Source organism: Lysinibacillus sp. KU-BSD001, from assembly GCF_042920265.1.
Classification (GTDB): Bacteria; Bacillota; Bacilli; order Bacillales_A; family Planococcaceae; genus Lysinibacillus_B.
Window position 1 is genome coordinate 238,427 of sequence record NZ_JBDQZI010000002.1, and the last position, 16,674, is coordinate 255,100.

The window sequence follows — 16,674 nt, forward strand, 5'->3', positions numbered from 1 at the left end:
CAATGCCATCAATGTAGCATTGCCTTTCACGATTAACCTAATAATGCACGGTCTGAGTTCATTTTCTCGCCACGAATACGTTCGAACTCTGCCATTAAATCCGGAATCGTTAAATCTGGTTTACGATCCGCACCGACCTGTAAAATAATTTGCCCTTTATCCATCATAATGAGACGATTGCCAAGGTCCAGTGCTTGTTGCATATTGTGCGTAACCATTAATGTTGTTAAATTGTCCGCGTCTACAAGTTCCTTCGTTAAACGTGTAATCAAATCTGCGCGAGATGGATCAAGTGCTGCAGTATGCTCGTCTAGCAATAAAATAGATGGCTTCGTAAACGTCGCCATCAACAGTGATAACGCTTGTCGCTCACCACCTGAAAGTAAACCGACTTTTGCAGATAACCGATTCTCCAAATTTAGCCCTAAACGCTCAAGTGATGTTTTAAAGAAATCGCGGCGCTTCTTATCGACACCAAAACGGAGTGTACGCTTTGCATTGCGCGAATAGGCAATCGCTAAATTTTCCTCAATCGTCATCGATGGTGCTGTACCGGCCATCGGATCTTGGAATACGCGACCGATAAAATGTGAGCGTTTATATTCTGGTAAGCGCGTCACATCATTGCCATTAATCGATACGGTACCGATGTCCGGCGTCAATGCACCAGAAATCATATTCATCATCGTTGATTTTCCTGCACCATTACTCCCGATAATCGTCACAAAGTCACCAGGTGCTAAATGCAGATGAATGTGATCTAAAGCCACCTTTTCATCTGGTGTACCTTCATTGAAAATTTTGTTAATACCGTCTAATTTAAGCAAGTGGCTCCCCTCCTTGCTCTACTGTTCGTACTGAAGACTTACGTTCTGCAATACGTCTTGCTTTTCGTTTTTTCTCTTTTCGTTTATCGATGATTTGCGGAATGACTAACGCTAAAATAACAATCGCAGCCGTAATTAGCTTCATATCTCCTGTATCTAAAAATTCTACACGAAGAGCAAGCGCATAAATGATACGGTAAATAATCGCACCTACAACAACCGCAAACGTAGTACGTACAATCGTCTTTGTACCAAAAATCGCTTCCCCAATAATAACAGAAGCAAGACCAGTCACAATCATCCCAACACCCATTTGAACATCAGAAAATTTCGAGTATTGCGCGATTAATGCACCTGCAAAAGCAACCATCGCATTCGATAAACCGAGTCCGAGAATAATGAGTGAATCCGTATTTGCCGAAAAACTACGAATCATGCGCTTGTTATCACCCGTAGCCCGAATAGCTAAACCGACCTCTGTTTTTAAGAACCAGTCAGCAATCAATTTAATAGCGATCGTAATGACTAATATAACTAAAACTGTCCCATATGTTGATGGGAGTGACGTAAGCCCCATCCCGCGCAACATATCGTTAATAGCTGTATCAATTCCTAATCCCGCCCAAAAGCTTTGGAACTGTGTAAACAGTGTATCTGCTGTTAATAAAGGAACATTGGAAATACCTGTCGCGCTTTCCTTTGTTGTACCCATAATTCGAAGGTTAATGGAATATAGGGCAATCATCATTAAAATCCCTGAAAGCAGTGGATTTATTTTTCCTTTTGTGTGTAAAAGTCCTGTCATACATCCTGCAATAAATCCAGCTACTATCGCGACTAATGTAGCAATGATAGGGTTGTAGCCCAGCACGATCATTGCCGCTGCTGTTGCCGCCCCTGTAACAAAGCTTCCATCAACCGTTAAATCCGGAAAATCTAACACTCGGAATGTTAAGTACACCCCGAGTGCCATAATTGCATAGATGATTCCTTGCTCAACAGAACCGAATAGAGCTGTAAACATATTGAATCATCTCCTAAGTTATTTATTCGATTACTTCTGCATTCCAAGTATCTTTAATTTCAAGACCTAAATTTTCTGCAGTTGCTTTATTGATGACAAGTTTTAAGTTAGCTGGGTATGTCGCCGGAATCTCACCTGCTGATTTACCATCTTTTAAAATCTCAGCCGCCTTTTGTCCTGCTTCATAACCGATATCATAGTATTCGAAACCGTAAGCTGCTAATCCGCCGCGCGCTACAGAGTCCATCTCGCCAACGATTAACGGTAATTGATTCGTATTAGCCACACCAATCACTGACTCCAGTGCGGATACAACTGTATTGTCTGTAATAATGTATAAAGAATCTACTTTTCCAAGTAATGATTCTGTCGCTTGTTGTACCTCAGCTGAAGTTGATACGGCAGCTTCCACAAGCGTTAACCCTTGTGCTTCTAATGCAGCTTTTACTTGCTCTACTTGTGCAATCGAGTTTTGCTCACCTGTGTTATATACTGTCCCAACCTTTTTTGCACCTAGCTCCTCTTTTAGGAATTTCACTGTATTAGCAATTGTCTCTGGGTGTAAATCGACAGTACCTGTCACGTTACCACCTGGTGCTTCCATAGAAGCGATTAATTCTGCCCCCACGGCATCTGTTACAGATGTGAAGACAATTGGAATATCAGATGTTGCTGACTTCGCCGCTTGCGCTGAAGGTGTTGAGTTAGCAAAAATTAAATCTACTCCGTCCCCTACTAACTTTTGTGCAATCGTTACTGTCTGGCTCGGATCACCATTTGCTGTATTGTATTGATATTCGACATCTAAATCAGCATCTCGAAGTGCTTTTTTAAACCCTTCATATGCCGCATCTAGTGATGGATGCTCAACAATTTGTGTCACACCGATTACGTATGTTTCTTCTGGTGCCGCATCACCACCTGATGAACCTGTTGATGCATCCGACGAGCTTGTGTCGTCACTGTTACATGCCGCAAGCATTAATGCTAACGCTGCTGACGATAAAAATGAAAGCTTTTTCAAAGTAATAGCCATTTCTGTTATCCCCCTAGAACTATTTATCTATTTGCACTTTGCTGATTCAACTTAGCAAAGTATGAATGTACCGCTATCTTACACTCATATTATCTGACAGTCAATAACATTATGAATTTTCTAAATACTATAAATCTAATTTAAGATATTTTTGCGCTTTAAAGCACTAAATTAATTAGCTATTTATCATGTAAATATTAAAAATACTTCTAGCAATTTTCTAATAATTAATTGTTGATATCTAGTATTTAAGTCTAGTTTGATGAGGAAAGCAGACTGAAAAAGAGACTTTATTTTACGTACGAAAAGGGGTCTATTGTTGTGGCGTGTACATTTTCTAGATTTCTTTAGTAATGAATGCTATTTTCAGTTACACCCCGCTCTCCCTTTTAAGAGAATGATTTTATTCACACATGGCGTATAGCATGATCAGCCCAAACGCCTCATGAATCATACATCTCAAATTTTCTTTACTATTGATATATTTCGATTTATAAGATATTTGACGATAGCCATCTATTATACTAAAATATTACTTCGTGCTAAGTCGCCGTGGTTCGAAACCATCCCACGTAAAAAAACTAGGAGGAATTTTATATGAAGGTTAAATTTATGGCAACGACAGGGATTATTGCAGCGCTTTATATTGCTGTAACAATGCTCGTTGCACCGTTTGGATTTACAGAAGTGCAGTTCCGTATTTCTGAAATATTCAATCATTTAGTAGCATTTAATCCTCGTTTTTCAATCGGGATTATACTAGGGGTATTTATTGCTAATATGTTTTCACCATTAGGATTGTATGACCTTATTTTCGGTGTTGCACACTCCATCATTACGATTTCAATTTTTGTATTGATTTGTAAATTCGTGAAAAATATTATGGTACGTTTAGTATTAAATACGCTCCTATTTACGTTTACAATGTTTATTATTGCCTTCGAATTAAATCTCGCACTGGAGCTACCTTTCTTCTGGACATGGTTAACAGTAGCAGCGGGTGAATTCGTCGTATTGGCAGTAGGTGCACCGATTATGTACCTATTAAATAACCGTTTAAATTTCAAAAATTTAATTTAAAATTTTTCAATCGAGCGGTCGATGTGCCGTTCGATTTTTTTATGGATAGCATTCTTACATATTATTATTTTCTGAAAATATTGACTTATCGTTCTTTTCCTCGTACAATGATACTAATTAGAATGTTCGGGTTGGTTGAAGATTACGGGGAGCTGTAATCGCCATACGAGCAGAGTGAAGAATAGCTGAGCAAATTGATGAATAAGAAGAGTAGCAAGCAGCCAAATGTTTAGAGAGCACGTGGTTGGTGGAAACGTGTCATTTTCGCTTGTGAATGGGCCTTATGAGAGTCGCTAGCATGAGTTAGCGAACGGGATATCTCACGTTACGAGATTCGAGATGGGAGCTTTTTTAGCTTCAACTTGAGGTGGCAACGCGGTTCATATCGTCCTCTACAAAAAGTGTTTATGCTTTTTGTAGAGGACTTTTTTTATTTTAGAAGAGTGGAGTGAGAATGATGATTAAACACACATTACGTACGACAATTAAAAAAGTAAATGGCGATTGCTTAACACCTGTATTAATTTTCAATCGCCTACAAGGGACACGAAAATTTTTATTGGAAAGTTCAGCGAAACACGAAACGACAGGACGCTATTCATTTATCGGGGCGAACCCACGCAAAACATACACAGGATCGAATACAACACTAACAGAAAGTTCGCATGTAACAGGACAGTCTTATAGCTACGAAGGTGATTTAGTGCGTTCATTAAAGCAGGTCATGCCACGTGTTTCGAATCACACAGAATATCCATTCACAGGCGGGGCAATCGGTTATATTCGCTTCAACCGTGAACAAAGCACGATTCCAGCTGTAAATTTCCATGTATACGACACCGTTGTGATTTTCGATCATGTCACAGATGAATTAACAATCGTCCATACAAACATCGATGCTGAAATAAAAGAGCCGAATATTGACGACATCATTGACCAAATTGTAAACGGTACAGCACTCTCGCCGAACGAGTTTTCAATGGGGGCATTTACAGAACAAACGACACTCGCCCAATTTGAAGCACAAGTAAAACAGGCACAAGACGTGATGGCAACAGGAGAAGCCACGGAAATTGTCCTGTCGCGAAAGCTACAAGCGGATTTCTCAGGGGACGCTTTCTCCCTCTATCGTGATTTACGTGTGAAACTGCCTTCTCCTTATTTATACTATATCGAATTTGATGACCATACAGTCATTGGTGCGTCACCAGAAAGTATTGTGACGGTATATGATGGACAATTAAAAACAGCAACTGCAACAGATATTGAAGCCATTTCGGTCAAAGAATCACTTCAATATGACGGGCATACAACTTTCGGCATCCTCTCCCCTACTTTGCACGCGATTGATGCATTAACGCATTTATTACCGGCAGATAGCGTAACAGGGAAACGAAAAAAGGTAGCCTTACAAGCGATTCAAGCAATTGAGCCTGAACAGCGCGCACTTTACGGTGGGGCAATCGGTTATATCGGCTTTAACGGACAAATTGACTTTGCGTTAGCCTCTCGTACAGTGCTTTTACAACATAATCAAGCAATAACGGAAATCGGCGCGACGGTGACAGCAAATAGTAATCCGCAAGAGCTATATCAACAAACACAGGCACTTTTGCAAGTGAAGAAAGGATGAGTACGATGACTTTACAAGCTTACACAACGCGTGTCACAAGCGGCGAAAACTTACTATTGGGTGAAATGGTGCAAGCCGCGCAACTTGTTTTCAATGAAGAAACGCCAAAAGAACAAATCGCAAACTTTCTTCTCGCATTAAGTGCAAAAGGTGAAACAGCCCATGAAATAGCGGGCCTTGCTTCTGTCATGCGGTCGCATGCTGTACAGGTAGATGTACCGGAAGGCATTTACATCGATAACTGTGGTACAGGTGGCGACGGACTACAAAGCTTCAATATCTCCACAACCGCTGCATTCGTTCTAGCTGGTGGTGGACTGCTTGTCGCAAAGCATGGGAACCGAAAAGTTTCAAGCTTATCTGGTAGCTCAGATGTATTAGAAGCACTTGGCATCGGGCTTTTATCAAATCTGGAACAAACAACTGAACTATTAACACAAGAAGGCATTGCCTTTTTACATGCACCAAATATGCATCCAAAGCTAGGACGTATCGGTGAAGTACGACGCGCAATCGGCAAGCCGACGATTTTTAATATGGTGGGTCCGCTCACAAATCCAATACCGCTACAAACACAATTTGTCGGCATTAACCGCCCTGAATTTACAACAGATTATGCACAAGTACTTGATATGCTTGGTCGCAAGCGGGCAATGGTTGTATCGGGGGCGCGGGGGATGGATGAGGCCTCACTCGAAGGTGAAAATACATTTGTCTTGCTCGATCACGGTGATCTTTTACCATTTAAACTCCGCGCCGAGGATGTTGGGTTAACACCGCAACCGCTTGAAGCAATTCGCGGCGGGAACGCAGAGGAAAATGCCGTCATTTTACGAGAATTACTTGCGGGCAAACAAAGCGCCTACTTTGACACGGTTGTGTTAAATGCGGGAATCGGCTTCTTTGCTTACGGTTTAGCAGAAACGATGAAAGAAGGCATTGAAATGGCGAAGGACAGCATTTTCTCAGGACGTGCGATGGATAAACTCCATGCCGTTGTCGCATATAGCAAAAAAATGAAGGAAGCAGGTGCCAATACATGACGATTTTAGATCAAATCCTTGACCATAAAAAAACAGAATTACCGGGCTTAAAAGCAAATACACCATCATTTAACACGGTAGAAAAACAGCGTCCGTCTCTTTATGAAACGCTGATTCGTGCAAACCGTCTGCAAGTGATTTCAGAAATGAAGCGGGCCTCTCCTTCAAAAGGTGATATTGCGACACATATTGAGCCAGTCGAGCAAGCAACCCAATACGAAAAAGCAGGCGCTGCTTGTATTTCGGTCTTAACAGAACGCAAATATTTTAAAGGCTCTTATGACGATTTACATGCCGTCGCCAATGCGGTGAATATCCCGGTATTATGTAAAGATTTCATCATTGATGAAGTGCAAATCGATTATGCGAAAGCAGCTGGGGCTTCCGTTATTTTACTCATCGTGGCGGCTTTAACAGATGAAGCATTAGCTAGACTGCATCAATACGCGAGTCAACACGGACTGGAAGTACTCGTCGAAGTACATGACGTAGCAGAATTAGAGCGTGCCTTAGCGATTGATGCACGCATTATCGGTGTAAATAACCGAAACTTAAAAACATTTGAAGTCGATTTAAAGCAAACAGAAACGATTGCTCGTGCATTTAACTGCGACGATATTGCATTCATTTCTGAAAGTGGGATTTGGAATGAAAAGGATGCCACACTTGTCGCAAGCTACGGAGCAAAAGCAGTCTTAGTTGGTGAATCGTTAATGCGCAGTGGCAATGTTGTAGCAGACTTGCAATCACTCCAAATTGAGCTGAAAGTTGGCGAAGCACAATGACATTCGTCAAAATTTGTGGATTAAAGGACCCAGAGCACGTACAAACAGCCGTGGATGCAGGGGCAAATTTGATTGGCTTCGTCTTTGCGCCAAGTAAACGTGAAGTGACAATCGAACAGGCGCAAGCTTTAGCCAAACACATTCCTGAAAACGTGAAAAAGGTCGGTGTATTTGTGAATGCAGAGGCGTCCTTTTTAAAAGAGGTATACGAAAAAGTCCCTCTTGATTACATTCAATATCACGGTGATGAAACAAATGCGTTCATTCAACAAATCGGATTACCCGCGATTAAAGCATTTTCTATTCGAAGTCAGGAAAATGTCGCAACGGCAGCGAGCTATGATGTCGATTATTACTTATTTGATGCACCAGGTACAGATTACCGTGGCGGTAGCGGGCATACGTTCGATTGGTCATTACTGGAGCAATCGAATATTCCACGTGAAAAAGTCATCTTAGCAGGTGGACTAAACCCTTCTAATATCGCGGAAGCCATTCAACTTGTGCAACCATTTGGCGTTGATGTGTCAAGTGGTGTCGAGCGAGATGGTGTGAAAAATCATGCATTAATCCAAAGTTTTTTACAAGCAGCTAAAGGAGCGAAAACACAATGACGACAGGACGTTTCGGGGTATACGGCGGACAATTCGTACCGGAAACTTTAATGACCCCATTAATCGAGCTTGAAAAAGCCTATAACGAAGCAAAGCAAGACCCTACTTTTACTGAGGAGTTACGTTACTACTTAAAAAACTATGTAGGGCGTGAAACACCGCTTTATTTCGCAGAGCGTTTAACGGAAAAATGCGGCGGTGCGAAAATTTATTTAAAGCGCGAAGATTTGAACCATACAGGGGCACACAAAATCAACAACGCCCTCGGTCAGGCGCTCCTTGCGATCCGTATGGGGAAAAAGAAAATCGTCGCTGAAACAGGCGCGGGTCAACACGGGGTGGCAACAGCTACAGCTTGTGCCCTTCTGAACCTTGAATGTATCGTATATATGGGGGCTGAAGATGTGAAACGACAAGCACTCAACGTATTCCGTATGGAGCTCCTTGGGGCGAAAGTCGTAGCAGTGGAAAAAGGCTCTGCTACACTAAAAGATGCGGTAAACGAAGCGCTTCGTCACTGGGTAACACATATTGAAGATACACACTATATTTTAGGGTCAGCTTTAGGCCCTCACCCATTCCCAACGATTGTACGTGATTTCCAACGCATCATTGGAGATGAAACACGCGGACAAATTCAAAAACAAGCAGGTCGCTTACCCGATGCAGTCGTCGCTTGTGTGGGCGGCGGTAGTAATGCAATTGGCATGTTCTACCCTTTCGTTGAAGATCACGATGTCAAATTAATCGGGGTGGAAGCAGCAGGTAGTGGTATTAAAACAGGTAAGCATGCTGCGGCCATTGCTGGCGGACAAAAAGGCGTCTTACACGGGGCATACATGTACCTACTTCAAGATGAAAATGGTTTTGTCCAAGAGGCACACTCCATTTCAGCTGGCCTTGACTACCCTGCTGTCGGTCCAGAGCATTGCTATTTATCGGATATTGGTCGTGCAACTTATGATGCGGTGACAGATCAAAAAGCACTGGAAGGCGTGAAGCTCCTTTGTGCGACAGAAGGTATTTTACCCGCGTTAGAAAGTGCACATGCCATTTATTACACATCACAGCTGGCAGCAACTATGACAAAAGATGACATCATCGTCGTTTGTTTATCAGGACGCGGTGACAAAGACGTACACACATTAATCGACGCAATGGGAGGACAGGTGCAATGACATTACAACAAGCAATTGAACAAGTAAATGCGCGAGGTGATCAGGCATTTGTTCCTTATATTATGGCGGGTGATGGTGGACTCGAAGCGCTTCGTCATACGATTCTACGTTTACAAGAGCTGGGCGTGACGGCCATTGAAGTTGGTATCCCGTTTACAGACCCTGTGGCAGACGGTCCTACAATTGAAGAAGCCGGCGAACGTGCACTCGTAAACGGTACGAACTTACGCAATGTATTAGCGACATTAAAGGACTTTGCAGCTGAAGTGACAATTCCACTTGTTGTAATGACATATTTAAACCCTATTTTAGCTTACGGAGCGGAAGCCTTTGCACGTGATGCGTACGAGGCAGGCATTCGTGGATTAATCGTACCGGATATGCCACTTGAAGAAAGCGGCATTATTCATGAAGAACTTCGTGCAGCAGACATCTCGCTTATACAGCTTATCTCTTTAACAAGCCCACCTGAACGCATTGCAAAGCTAGCGAAAGCAAGTGAAGGCTTTATTTATGCGGTCACAGTAAACGGCATTACAGGTACACGTGCCGATTTCGCTAGCCATTTAGCTGAGCATTTTGCACAATTAAAATCATACAGCGCGATCCCTGTTTTAGCTGGGTTCGGTATTTCGACACCCGAACACGTCACGAATTTCGGTGCATTTAGCGACGGGGTCATCGTTGGTAGTAAAATTGTAGACGCTTTAGCGAATGACGACTGGGACACAATTGAGCAACTTATAAAAGCATCTAAACAAATGGAGGTAAAGTAAAATGGAAGCAACAAAACAACGTGGCTATTTTGGTGAATTTGGTGGTAGTCAAGTACCACCAGAATTACAAAAAGTATTAGATATTTTAGAGGAAAACTTTGAGAAGTATAAAGAGGATGAAGACTTCAACCAAGAGTTAAACTACTATTTCGAAGAATATGTAGGACGCAAATCCCCACTTTATTTTGCTGAAAACTTAACGAAACAGTGCGGCGGCGCAAAAATTTATTTAAAGCGTGAAGATTTAAATCATACAGGCTCACATAAAATTAACAACGTATTAGGGCAAATTCTCCTTGCCAAACGCATGGGCGCGAAACGTATCATTGCCGAAACAGGTGCAGGGCAACATGGGGTAGCAACAGCGACTGTCTGTGCGATGTTTGGTATGGACTGTACAGTTTATATGGGCGCTGAGGATACAAAACGTCAAGCACTAAACGTATTCCGTATGGAGCTGTTAGGCGCAAAAGTCGTAGCTGTTGACAAAGGTCAGGGCCGTCTAAAAGATGCCGTCGATGAAGCGTTTGCAGATCTTGTGGAAAACTATGAACATACATTCTATTTACTTGGATCAGCGGTTGGTCCTCATCCATTCCCAACAATGGTGAAGCACTTCCAATCCGTTATTTCAAAAGAATCGAAAGCGCAGCATTTAGCAAAGGAAGGTAAACTGCCAACTGCGGTACTCGCTTGCGTTGGTGGCGGTAGCAATGCCATTGGTGCTTTTGCTGAATACATCGATGACAAAAACGTTCGCCTAATCGGTATTGAGCCAGATAAAGCAGCGACAATGGCATACGGTACACCTGGTGACTTACATGGCTTCCGTTGCTTAGTGCTGCAAGATGAAGAAGGCAATCCACTACCAACATATTCGATTGCAGCAGGTCTTGACTACCCTGGTGTTGGCCCTGAGCATAGCTATTTAAAAACAACAGGCCGCGCAGAATACGTAGCTGTGACAAATGAAGAAGTACTGGAAGGCTTCCAAACGTTATCGAAAGTAGAAGGCATTATTCCAGCATTAGAATCTTCGCATGCAGTAGCCCATGCATTGAAGTTAGCTCCGACACTATCACCAGAAGATAGTATTATCGTCAACATTTCTGGCCGTGGTGATAAGGACGTAGAACAAGTATTTGAGATGTTAAAGAAGTAAAATGAGAAAAGATCTGGCTCACTTTTTATAGGGTGAGTGGATCTTTTTTTGGTTGGTTTTTGCTCGTGCTGGGGCTTTTGACCGTTCACCACGGGTTTTTGACCGGATACCGTCTCGTTTTGCTCGCACCTTCCTGTTTGCCCGTTTACCGCTTATCAAATGAACAAAAAAAGAATCCTCCTCCTGTAAAACTGGAGAGAAGATTCTTGATTATCACGAACGATTAAAACTCATAATGATACGCTACTTTATACAACGCCATTAATTCTTCATGTGTCGGTACTTTCGGGTTGTTGCCTGGGCTACCGCTTGCTAGTGCATCGGTGGCCATTTTCGGAATCGCCTCGTAAAATGCCTGCTCATCAATGCCCCACTCTTTTAAGTTACCGATACCCATCTTTTTACATAGTACCTTAATCGACTGAATCGCAAAATCCGCTAGTTCTGCTTGCGACATACTAAGCCCTTCTGTATTAAAAAATGTACCTAAATCTGCTAGACGATCTATGCAAGTATCCTTTGAATAATCAAGCACTGCTGGTAGTAGCATCGCATTCGAAATGCCGTGTGGTACGTGGAATAGTGCGCCAATCGGACGGGACATTCCGTGCACTAACGCGACAGATGCGTTGGAAAACGCCAAGCCCGCTTGCAGGGAGCCAAGAGCCATCGCCTCACGCGCATCAATATGATCCCCGTTCTCGTACACTGTCAGCATATTTTCCACAATGAGCTTCATCGCCGATAAGGCAAGCATATCTGTATACGGATGAGCGAGGCGCGATAAATAGCTTTCCACCGCATGGCTTAATGCATCAATCCCTGTTGCCGCTGTAATGGATGGTGGTGACGTTAATGTTAACACCGGGTCCACAATCGCGACATTCGGCATAAAGGCCGGCTGCTTAATCATCATTTTGATATCGTTCGTCATATCTGTAATGACGGTTGCATTCGTTGCCTCTGAACCTGTACCCGCTGTTGTTGGAATGGCCATATGCGGAACGGGCTCTTCATTCGCTACCTTTTTAAAATTCATATAATCCCCGATATAGCCGCCATTTGTTGCGACAACCGCCACAGCCTTTGCTGTATCGATGCAGCTTCCACCACCAAGCGAAATGATGATATCACATGCAGACTGCTGGAGTATATCAAGTGCTTCCGTGACATACGTATCAATCGGTTCCGATGTTACCCCTAAATACGAAACCGTTTCTACCCCTTGCTCCTTTAATAAAACGCGACATTGATCGACGAAGCCTAAACGATCCATAATCGGATCACTCACAATCAACGCCTTTGTACCTAGCTTTTTCGCCTGCACCCCTACCTCTTCAAAAGCATGGCGTCCATAAACTAAAGTGGGTGGTGAGTATACTGTAAAAGTCGTTTTTGTTTGAATCATGTCTATATCCCCCATTTTGATAAAGACTTAGCTATTACTTGGGAAGGCAAATGTCGATGTATTCGTTACAGGTGCTGCCCAGCGTTCAGAAATCGTTTTTGTTTTCGTAAAGAAGCGTGCTTGGTCTGGTCCAAACATATGCCCTTCACCAAAACGAGAACCTTTGAAACCAGCAAAATTATGATAGCCCACTGGAATTGGAATCGGCACATTCACCCCGACCATACCGACTTCAATTTCTGTTGTAAATTTGCGCGCCGCTGCCCCATCATTTGTGAAAATCGTGACACCATTTCCGAGCTCATGTTCATTAATTAATTGGATGGCTTCCTCTAGTGAGTTCACACGTACGACATTGCGTACAGGACCAAATACTTCTTGTTCGTAAATTTCCGTCCCCGGTTTCACATGGTCAAATAACGTAGGACCAATAAAGAAGCCATTGGACTCTTTCACGATTTCTAACTCGCGTCCATCACATACAACGACTGCACCTTCTTTTTCACCGCGCTCAATCGCTGCTAACACCATGTCTTTGGATTGCTGTGAAATGACTGGACCAAAGTTTGTATCTGGCTCTGTATAGGCGCCCACTTTCAGCCCGTCAATTTTTCGTTTTAAAATTGCTACAAGGCGCTCTGCTGTTTCCTCGCCAACGGGCATAATTGTCGAAAGGGCCATACAGCGTTGTGAAGCAGCACCGTACGCCGCACCAATGAATGCATCTGCCACTTGCTCTAAATCTGCATCGGGCATCACGACCATATTGTTTTTACCACCACCAAGAGCCGTCACACGCTTCCCGTATTTCGCCGCTGTTTCGTAAATATATTTAGCAACAGGTGTTGAGCCGACAAATGAAATCGCCTGTACAGCAGGGTTTTCTAATAATTCATTTACCGCATCTTTATCACCATTCACCACCGTCCAAATGCCGTCTGGTAATCCTGCTTTTTTCCATAGTTCACTGACAAACAGCGCCGTCATCGGTACTTTTTCTGATGCCTTTAAAATAACCGCATTGCCTACTGCAACAGCCATGCTCGTTTGTGCAAGTGGCACCATAATTGGGAAGTTAAATGGCGAAATAGCCGCAACAACACCTAACGGATATTTCGCTGAGTATGCATTGATTCCTCCACCAACATTGACTGAATACTCCCCTTTTACTAAATGCGGTGCACCAATTGCAAGATCCACCGATTCAATACCGCGCGTAATTTCCCCTTTTGCATCTTCGATTGTTTTCCCGCTTTCTGTGCAAATTAATTCTAGTAATTTATCTGTATTTTCAGTTAACAAATTACGGAACTTTAAGACGATTTCCGCACGCTTTGCGACGGACACATCGCGCCACTGTGGGAATGCAGCCTGTGCTTTAGCGATTGCTTCACGTGTTTCCTCCGCTGTCGCTAACGGTACTTGTGCAATGACCTCTCCTGTTGTTGGATTGTACACGGAACCGTATCGTCCACTCGTTCCTTCCACCATTTCCCCACCGATGAAATGCGTTAACGTTTTTACTTCTTGTGCTGTTGGCATGCATAAATCCCCCTTAATTATGATTGAAGTGAAAATCCCCTAAGACTAAGCAAAAAATAACTAGTCAGTCTTCCTATTTTGTCGTAAGATAATAAAAACAAAATTTCGATGACCGCAGTCACTTAAATCATAATGTACGAAGTGAAATCCCGTCAACGGCTATTTTTTCTATTTTATTCTGTTTTTTTGTCGATAATTGTAAAGAGAGTAAAGGAGCGATTAGGTGGAACATTTAACTGAGCGCCAAAAAAAAGCACTTGAAACACGTGAAAAGTTATTAAATAAATCACTCGAGCTGTTCGGGACATATGGCTTCGAGCATGTATCGATTGAACAAATTACAAAAGCTTGTGATGTATCAAAAGGAACGTTTTATACTCATTTCCCTTCAAAGTACGATGTCATTTTGGAAAAATTTAAACAGTTCGATTCATTTTACGATACAGTAGAGAAAAATATTGATCCGACACTGCCCGCTATCAAAAAAATTTTAATCATTTACGAAGAGCAAATGCGCTATCTGCTCCATGTAGTCGGGAAAGATGTATTAAGAACGGTGTATACCGCTGCTATGACGAATCACGTAAAGCAAGATCATTACTTAATTAGTTCTGAGCGCAAAATTTTTCAAATTATTAATCGGTATATGGAGGAAGGCTTCGCATCGGGTGAGTTTAGACAAGACGTGACGATAGAGGAAATGAAATCAATGGTTCAGCGGTGTATGCGTGCCAATGTGTATGACTGGCTCATTCATAATGAGACATTTGATTTAGTGAACGAAATGCGGTTGTTCACCGCTGTGATGCTCGAAGGATTAAAACATAAAAAAGGAGTTAGCGATTCAATTGAATAATCGTTAACTCCTTTATATTTTACCTACTTGGCGGTTGGTTTTGCCCAGTTAATTGGTGATTATCCGAGTTGTAGCTGCGGATAAATTTCTTGAATATTTTCGCGCAGTTTCGCTTTTAGGAATTTTCCGACAGATGTTTTTGGAATCTCCTCTAAGAAGACAATATCATCTGGCATCCACCATTTTGCAAACTGCCCTTCTAAATACGTCATTAATTCCTCTTTTGTCACGGTAGCCCCTTCCTTCACTACAACACAAGCAAGTGGGCGCTCCTGCCATTTCGGATGTGGGATAGCAATCACGGCTGCTTCAAATACTTCTGGGTGCGACATTAACCCGTTCTCTAAATCGACGGACGAAATCCACTCCCCACCAGATTTGATCAAATCCTTCGTACGATCTGTAATTTTAATGAAGCCCTCTTTCGAACGAACGGCAATATCACCTGTGTACAGCCAGCCGTCCTTCATCGCATCCGTTGTACGTTCGTCACGGAAGTATTCGCTGGCAATCCATGGTCCACGTAGGCGTAATTCGCCCATTGTCTCACCGTCCCACGGTACCTCCCCGTCTTCATTAACAATACTTGATTCGATACATGGCATCGTTAAGCCTTGTGTTGCGCGCGCTTCGATTTTATCTTCAATAGCCCAATCATCCATTTTGCTTAAATAGTTTGATAGTGCCACGATTGGGGATGTTTCGGTCATCCCGTATACAACAACATAATTCACACCGTATTTCTCTTCAAAATGACGGATTAACCCTTTTGGTGAAGCAGAACCACCAGCAAAAATAGTATGGAGTGAGCTTAAATCGCGTGGTTTCTTCTCGAGCTCCTGCTCTGCGCCAAGCCAAATCGTTGGGACACCCGCTGTTTTTGTGACACCCTCTTGTTCGATAAAGTCTACAATTAATGCAGGGGTAAATTGTGGACCAATTAAAACTTGTGTTGCCCCCACATTCACACTCGCAAATGGCATCCCCCACGCATTTACGTGAAACATTGGCACAATCGGCATGATGACATCACGCTCTGAAATAGCCATCGAATCGGCCATCGATAGCATCATCGAATGAAGCACTATTGAGCGTTGTGTATACACAACCCCTTTTGGATTGCCTGTCGTGGCACTTGTATAGCACATACCAGCTGGCGTATTTTCATCTAAGTCCGTCGGGAACTCAAATGTCTCATCCGCTTCCACCAGTAACTGTTCATAGCTAAAAGCGTTCGGTAACGTCGTTTGTGGCAGTTCCCCATCTGCCATAATAATAAAATGCTCGACCGTTTTTAGCTCATCTTGTATCGATTCAATGATTGGTACTAAATCTTCATCAATGATTAATATTTTATCTTCTGCATGATTAATAATGAATGAGACATGCTCCGGTGATAAACGGATGTTTACCATATGTAAGCATGCCCCTGCACATGGTACAGCGAAATATGCTTCTAAATGGCGATGTTGATTCCATGCAAACGAAGCGATTTTATCCCCTTTTTTCATCCCCAGCTTTGTAAGTGCATGGGCTAATTTACGCGTACGTTTTGCCCATTCTCCATACGTCAGACGATGAACCATTGTATCGCTTGTTCGTGAAATAATTTGTTTATGCGCATAGTATGTTTCTGCACGTTTGAACATGTCCACTAATAACAGCGGTGTTTGCATCATAACCATCTTCCCCTTCTGTACATGAAATTTT

Annotated in this window: 15 protein-coding genes, 1 riboswitch and 1 other annotated feature; of the genes, 9 read left to right on the forward strand and 6 right to left on the reverse strand. The window is 42.7% G+C overall.

Annotation, left to right across the window (positions count from 1 at the left end; all coding sequences use genetic code 11):
* Window positions 1–32 precede the first annotated feature (32 nt).
* From AAGS61_RS04405 to AAGS61_RS04415, 3 genes are read right to left on the reverse strand one after another with little or no spacing between them, the layout of a single operon-like run.
* Window positions 33–827, reverse strand: coding sequence for an ABC transporter ATP-binding protein (locus AAGS61_RS04405; protein WP_391367867.1), 795 nt, complete (start codon window positions 825–827; stop codon window positions 33–35).
* The gene (locus tag AAGS61_RS04410; RefSeq protein WP_391367870.1) at window positions 820–1,851 is read right to left on the reverse strand and encodes an ABC transporter permease; all 1,032 of its coding nucleotides are present in this window, start codon (window positions 1,849–1,851) and stop codon (window positions 820–822) included. The genes AAGS61_RS04405 and AAGS61_RS04410 overlap by 8 nt, the downstream gene beginning before the upstream one ends.
* A 22-nt stretch (window positions 1,852–1,873) precedes the next feature.
* Window positions 1,874–2,887 (reverse strand): ABC transporter substrate-binding protein, encoded by a 1,014-nt coding sequence (locus AAGS61_RS04415; RefSeq protein WP_391367873.1) that lies wholly within the window; start codon window positions 2,885–2,887, stop codon window positions 1,874–1,876.
* Window positions 2,888–3,433: 546 nt separating this feature from the next.
* Window positions 3,434–3,478: riboswitch (PreQ1 riboswitch) on the forward strand.
* Between the two features lie 6 nt (window positions 3,479–3,484).
* On the opposite strand from AAGS61_RS04415, the gene AAGS61_RS04420 reads away from it, so the two are divergent.
* The 8 genes from AAGS61_RS04420 to trpB (AAGS61_RS04455) all read left to right on the forward strand — a co-directional run bounded on the left by AAGS61_RS04420 (window position 3,485) and on the right by trpB (AAGS61_RS04455) (window position 11,158).
* On the forward strand, window positions 3,485–3,967 hold the full coding sequence (locus AAGS61_RS04420; RefSeq protein WP_391367876.1) for a QueT transporter family protein: 483 nt from the start codon (window positions 3,485–3,487) through the stop codon (window positions 3,965–3,967).
* A 188-nt stretch (window positions 3,968–4,155) separates the two neighbouring features.
* Window positions 4,156–4,363 (forward strand) — a binding site (T-box leader).
* 61 nt (window positions 4,364–4,424) lie between these two features.
* On the forward strand, window positions 4,425–5,600 hold the full coding sequence (locus tag AAGS61_RS04425; protein ID WP_391367879.1) for a chorismate-binding protein: 1,176 nt from the start codon (window positions 4,425–4,427) through the stop codon (window positions 5,598–5,600).
* Window positions 5,601–5,605: 5 nt separating this feature from the next.
* Complete coding sequence (gene trpD / locus AAGS61_RS04430) at window positions 5,606–6,643, forward strand: anthranilate phosphoribosyltransferase (protein ID WP_391367882.1); 1,038 nt, start codon at window positions 5,606–5,608, stop codon at window positions 6,641–6,643.
* Complete coding sequence (gene trpC, locus AAGS61_RS04435) at window positions 6,640–7,428, forward strand: indole-3-glycerol phosphate synthase TrpC (RefSeq protein WP_391367885.1); 789 nt, start codon at window positions 6,640–6,642, stop codon at window positions 7,426–7,428. The genes trpD and trpC overlap by 4 nt, the downstream gene beginning before the upstream one ends.
* A complete protein-coding gene (locus AAGS61_RS04440) occupies window positions 7,425–8,042 on the forward strand; it encodes a phosphoribosylanthranilate isomerase (protein ID WP_391367887.1) in 618 nt (205 codons plus the stop codon). Before trpC ends, AAGS61_RS04440 begins: the two co-directional genes overlap by 4 nt.
* Window positions 8,039–9,220, forward strand: coding sequence for a tryptophan synthase subunit beta (trpB, locus tag AAGS61_RS04445; RefSeq protein ID WP_391367890.1), 1,182 nt, complete (start codon window positions 8,039–8,041; stop codon window positions 9,218–9,220). Before AAGS61_RS04440 ends, trpB (AAGS61_RS04445) begins: the two co-directional genes overlap by 4 nt.
* The gene (gene trpA, locus AAGS61_RS04450) at window positions 9,217–9,996 is read left to right on the forward strand and encodes a tryptophan synthase subunit alpha (RefSeq protein WP_391367892.1); all 780 of its coding nucleotides are present in this window, start codon (window positions 9,217–9,219) and stop codon (window positions 9,994–9,996) included. Before trpB (AAGS61_RS04445) ends, trpA begins: the two co-directional genes overlap by 4 nt.
* A gap of 1 nt (window position 9,997) precedes the next feature.
* Window positions 9,998–11,158, forward strand: a complete 1,161-nt coding sequence (gene trpB, locus AAGS61_RS04455) for a tryptophan synthase subunit beta (RefSeq protein WP_391367894.1) — start codon at window positions 9,998–10,000, stop codon at window positions 11,156–11,158.
* Window positions 11,159–11,381: 223 nt separating this feature from the next.
* On the opposite strand, the gene AAGS61_RS04460 is transcribed toward trpB (AAGS61_RS04455), so the two are convergent.
* Together AAGS61_RS04460 and AAGS61_RS04465 are read right to left on the reverse strand one after the other, a co-directional pair.
* A complete protein-coding gene (locus AAGS61_RS04460; RefSeq protein ID WP_391367897.1) occupies window positions 11,382–12,566 on the reverse strand; it encodes an iron-containing alcohol dehydrogenase in 1,185 nt (394 codons plus the stop codon).
* Window positions 12,567–12,593: 27 nt separating this feature from the next.
* A complete protein-coding gene (locus tag AAGS61_RS04465) occupies window positions 12,594–14,108 on the reverse strand; it encodes a CoA-acylating methylmalonate-semialdehyde dehydrogenase (RefSeq protein ID WP_391367900.1) in 1,515 nt (504 codons plus the stop codon).
* Window positions 14,109–14,331: 223 nt separating this feature from the next.
* Between AAGS61_RS04465 and AAGS61_RS04470 the strand changes: the two genes are divergently transcribed.
* A complete protein-coding gene (locus AAGS61_RS04470; protein WP_391367903.1) occupies window positions 14,332–14,964 on the forward strand; it encodes a TetR/AcrR family transcriptional regulator in 633 nt (210 codons plus the stop codon).
* 59 nt (window positions 14,965–15,023) lie between these two features.
* On the opposite strand, the gene AAGS61_RS04475 is transcribed toward AAGS61_RS04470, so the two are convergent.
* Window positions 15,024–16,643 carry a long-chain fatty acid--CoA ligase gene (locus AAGS61_RS04475; protein WP_391367906.1) on the reverse strand — a complete coding sequence of 540 codons (1,620 nt, stop codon included), beginning with the start codon at window positions 16,641–16,643 and terminating at the stop codon, window positions 15,024–15,026.
* Between the last annotated feature and the right edge of the window lie 31 nt (window positions 16,644–16,674).